Here is a 4,534-nt window from a genome sequence, read left to right as displayed (position 1 = left end):
CCCCCCCCCCCCAGCGCGGCAGCAGGGAGAAGTGCAGGTTGACCCATCCGTGCGGCGGCAGGTCCAGCGCGGCCCGCGGCACGAGGGCGCCGTAGGCGACGACGGGGACGCAGTCGGGGGCGAGCCCCGCCAGCGCGGACAGGGCCTCGGGGTCGCCCGGCCGGGCGGGGGCCAGGACGGGGAGGCCGGCCTCGAGCGCGAGGGCCTTGACCGGGCTCGTCACGCTCCGTCGGCCGCGACCGGCGCGCGCGTCGGGGCGGGTCAGGACGCCGACGACGTCGTGCCGCGAGGCGAGCAGCGCGCGCAGGGCCGGGACGGCCGGCTCGGGGGTGCCGGCGAGGACGACGCGCACGGTCAGCCGGTCCTCGGGGCGTCGGGTCCGGCGACGGGGCACCGGGACGGACACGGGTGCGCGGCCTCGCGAGGGTGGTCAGGCACGGAGGTCACGGGGGTCCTTCGGTCGTCGGGCGGCCGCACGATCGTAGGTGCCACGGCCGACGGCTCCCGCTCGCCGACGCCCCCCTAGGCCCACCCCTGGCCTACAGGTCCGCCCCGCTCGTGCCGACGCCGTACGGGTGAACTCCCCCCGAGGCGCCTCAGCCGCGAGCAGCCGCCGTCGCGCCGTCGTCGTGGTCCCCGTCGTGGTGGTGCTCGCGCTGCTGCTCGCCACGGCTTGGCTCGCGCACCGGGCGCTCCAGGTCCGCGACGCGCTCACGAGCGCGTCCGCCCAGCTGCCCGGTCTCCAGGCGGCGGTCCTCGACGGCGACGCCGCGACCGCGCGGGAGGCCCTGCCGGACCTTCAGGCGCGGACCGCACGGGCGCGCACGGCCAGCTCCGACCCGCTGTGGCGTGCGGCCGGCGTCCTACCCGCGGTGGGCGACGACCTCCGGGCCGTGTCCGCCGTGTCGGCGGCGGTCGACGACGTCGCCGTCGACGTCCTGCCCCGCCTGCTCGGGGCCTCCGAGGCGCTGGACCCCGCCGCGCTCGCCGGCGAGGGCGGGCGCCTGCAGCTGGGCCCGCTCCAGGCGGCCGCCCCCGCGCTCGCGGAGGCCGACGACGCCGCCCGCAACGCGCGGGACGCCGTCACGGCCGTGCCGGTGGAGGGCCTGCTCCCCCAGCTGTCCGGCCCCGTGGGGCGGGTCCGCGACGGGCTCGACGACCTCGTCGCGACCACCGGTGCCGCTTCCCGCATCGCCGCACTCGTGCCGCCGATGGCCGGCGCGGACGGACGGCGCACGTACATGCTCCTGGTCCAGAACAACGCGGAGCTGCGCGCCACGGGAGGCATCCCCGGGGCGTGGGCCGTGGTGACCGCGGACGACGGCGCGCTGGAGCTCGAGCAGGTCGGCTCCGCCTTCGAGCCCGCCGACGAGCCCGTGCTGCCGCTCGACCCGGCCGACCTGGCCCTGCACGGCGACCGGATGGGTCGGTACCTGCAGAGCACCACGTCGACGCCGCGCTTCCCGGTGGCCGCCGGGCTGGCCCGGGAGATGCTGCGGCGCTCGACGGGCACGGAGGTCGACGGCGTGCTGTCGGTCGACCCGGTCGCCCTCTCCTACGTGCTCGCGGGCACGGGCCCCGTGGCCCTGCCGACCGGCGACGAGCTGAGCGCCGCCACCGCGGTCCCGCTGCTGCTCTCGGACGTCTACGCCCGGTACGAGGACCCCGCGGCTCAGGACGACTTCTTCGCCGACGCCGCGGGCGCCGTCTTCGAGGGCCTGGCGGCTGGTGAGGGCGACCGGCGCGTGGTCCTCGCCGGTCTCCTCCGCGCCGGACGGGAGGGACGGCTGCTCGCCTGGAGCGCCGACGAGCGGGAGCAGGCGCTCCTGTCCGGCGCGGCGGTCGGCGGTGACCTGCCGGCCGAGGGCGGGCCCGACGTCGGCGTCTTCCTCGACGACGGCACCGAGGGGAAGGTGGGGTACTACCTCCGCGCCGCGGTCTCCGTCCGGCGGGCCTGCGCCGACGCCGGGTCGGTCGAGGTCGAGACGGTCCTGTCCTCGAGCGCTCCCGCTCTCGGCCTCCCCCGCTACGTCACGGGCACGCGCGTGCCCGAGGGCGAGCGCGGCACCGCGGTCACCAACGTCATGGTCTACGGCCCCGCGGACGGTGGCATCGCCACCGTGGCCCTCGACGGCGAGGACGTGCCGTTCACGTCCGTCGACGACCGCGGGCGCCCCGTGGCCCTCGTCCGCGTCGCGGTCCCGCCGGGCGGGAGCGCCACCGTCACGGCGGGCGTGGCGGGCCTCCCGCGCACGGGCGCGCCCTCCCTGCGCGTCACCCCGATGGCCCAGCCGGCCGACGTCACGAGCACGGCGTCCTGCGCGTGAGCCACCGCTTCGCAGCCGGTGCTCAAGGAGACGGGTCGGGCGTCCGAGAGCCACCCCAACGGGGGGCGACCTGCGGCCTGCCGTCCACCTACGACAACCCACAGGAGCACTGACATGAGGCATCGCCTGGCCACGGCGGTCGTCGCCGCCGGCTTCATCGCCCTCTCCCCCGCGGCGGCCCTCGCCTACGGGGCCCCTTCTCCGAGCGTCTCGGTCTCCTCCGGGGTCATCGCCGCCGGGGAGTCCGTCGACTTCTCCGGCGACGGCTTCGAGCCTGGCTCGTCGGTCCTCGTCGCCATCGCGGAGGGCGACGACTCGCCCTTCGTCCTCGGCGAGGTCCTCACCGACGGCACCGGCGCCTTCTCCGTCGAGATCGAGCTCACGGAGCCGGGCTCCTACACGCTGGTCGCCTCCGGCTTCGACGTGAACGGGGAGGAGCGCACCCTCACCCAGAGCGTCCGGGTCACCGGCGTGGGCACGGACGACGGGTCCGGCAGCGGCTCCGGCTCGAACGGCGGCTCCGGCTCGAACGGCGGCTCCGGCTCGAACGGCGGCTCCGGCTCGAACGGCGGCTCCGGCTCGAACGGCGGCTCCGGCTCGAACGGCGGCTCCGGCTCGAACGGCGGCTCCGGCTCGAACGGCGGCTCCGGCTCGAACGGCGGCTCCGGCTCGAACGGCGGCTCCGGCTCGAACGGCGGCTCCGGCTCGAACGGCGGCTCCGGCTCGAACGGCGGCTCCGGCTCGAACGGCGGCTCCGGCTCGAACGGCGGCTCCGGCTCGAACGGCGGCTCCGGCTCGAACGGCGGCTCCGGCTCGAACGGCGGCTCCGGCTCGAACGGCGGCTCCGGCTCGAACGGCGGCTCCGGCTCGAACGGCGGCTCCGGCTCGAACGGCGGCTCCGGCTCGAACGGCGGCTCCGGCTCGAACGGCGGCTCCGGCTCGAACGGCGGCTCCGGCTCGAACGGCGGCTCCGGCTCGAACGGCGGCTCCGGCTCGAACGGCGGCTCCGGCTCGAACGGCGGCTCCGGCTCGAACGGCGGCTCCGGCTCGAACGGCGGCTCCGGCTCGAACGGCGGCTCCGGCTCGAACGGCGGCTCCGGCTCGAACGGCGGCTCCGGCTCGAACGGCGGCTCCGGCTCGAACGGCGGCTCCGGCTCGAACGGCGGCTCCGGCTCGAACGGCGGCTCCGGCTCGAACGGCGGCTCCGGCTCGAACGGCGGCTCCGGCTCGAACGGCGGCTCCGGCTCGAACGGCGGCTCCGGCTCGAACGGCGGCTCCGGGTCGAGCAGCGGCTCCGGCTCGGACTCGCACGGCGCCACCATGCGCGGCGGCTCGGGCACGGAGGTCTCCCGCAGCGCGGAGCGGACCGCGGTGACGACCTCGTCGAGCAGCTCGCGCGGCGAGCTCGCGCACACCGGCGTCGACAGCCTCGGCCTCCAGGTCGGCGCGGCCGTCGGCCTCGTCGTCGTCGGCGGCGCGGCCGTCGGCGCGACCGCCGTCCGCCGCAGGCGCGCGAGCGCCTGAAGCCAGCGATCGGGTGTGCCGAGGTGGGCGACCGCCTCGGCGCACCCGGTCCGAGCGGCACCGACGTGACCACGACCTCAGGAGGAGCATGAGCACGGGCATCGGAGGAGCGCTGGCGCTCCTCGCACTCGTCGCGGTCGTGTCGGCCCAGCGCGAGAGGAGGCGCCTCGGCCCTCCGTCCGCGGCGTCCGCAGCCGTCACCGTCCTCGCCGTCGGCAGCTCGTGGTCCGCCAGCAGCCGTTGGGAGGACGTGCTCTGGACCAGGGGTGTCGTCGTGGCGTCCTTCTTCGTCTGCGTCCTCGTGCACGTCGCTCGGCAGGCGGTCGGGCGACGCCCGGAGCACCCGGCGGCGGCGCCCGTCCTCGCCGCCCTCGCGCTGTGGTCGTGGCTGTTCCTGGTGGACGCCGTGATCAACTCCGTGCCGACCGCGGCTCTGCTCGGGCGATCCGTCTCCGGGCTCGTCCTCGTAGGTGCGCTGCTGCTCGTCCTCTCGGGGGGCCTCGCCCTGCGGGACGTCCGGATCGCAGCGACGTGGAGCCTTGCGCTGCTGTGCTGGTCGGTCCCCTTCCTGGACACCAGCTGGCGTGCCTGCGACGCCTGGAGCTGCGGTGTGGCAGGCCGGCTGCTGACGGGTCCCTTCAGCTCGGAGAACGCCTTCGGCATCCAAGCCGGGCTGCTGGTGG

Annotated in this window: 4 protein-coding genes; 3 read left to right on the top strand and 1 reads right to left on the bottom strand. The window is 77.0% G+C overall.

All coding sequences use genetic code 11. The annotated features are described in order from the left end of the window. Positions 1-352, bottom strand: a 352-nt coding sequence (locus WDZ17_RS05295) for a methionyl-tRNA formyltransferase (protein WP_339574091.1), incomplete at its 3' end; no start/stop codon positions are given. A 223-nt stretch (positions 353-575) separates the two neighbouring features. Between WDZ17_RS05295 and WDZ17_RS05290 the strand changes: the two genes are divergently transcribed. The 3 genes from WDZ17_RS05290 to WDZ17_RS05280 all read left to right on the top strand — a co-directional run. Beyond that, positions 576-2,327, top strand: a complete 1,752-nt coding sequence (locus WDZ17_RS05290) for a DUF4012 domain-containing protein (protein WP_339574090.1) — start codon at positions 576-578, stop codon at positions 2,325-2,327. Positions 2,328-2,441: 114 nt separating this feature from the next. Further along, positions 2,442-3,851, top strand: a complete 1,410-nt coding sequence (locus WDZ17_RS05285) for a hypothetical protein (RefSeq protein WP_339574089.1) — start codon at positions 2,442-2,444, stop codon at positions 3,849-3,851. Between the two features lie 88 nt (positions 3,852-3,939). Further along, positions 3,940-4,534, top strand: a 595-nt coding sequence (locus tag WDZ17_RS05280) for a hypothetical protein (protein ID WP_339574088.1), incomplete at its 3' end; no start/stop codon positions are given.

This window comes from Pseudokineococcus basanitobsidens (assembly GCF_037482545.1).
Taxonomy (GTDB): Bacteria; Actinomycetota; Actinomycetes; order Actinomycetales; family Quadrisphaeraceae; genus Pseudokineococcus; species Pseudokineococcus basanitobsidens.
Note: the sequence above shows the minus strand (reverse complement) of the source record. Positions and strands in the feature narration are given on the sequence as shown.

Coding starts and splice junctions, on each gene's coding strand:
- WDZ17_RS05285 (WP_339574089.1), top strand. CDS start 2,442: ATGAGGCATCGCCTGGCCACGGCGGTCGTCGCCGCCGGCTTCATCGCC.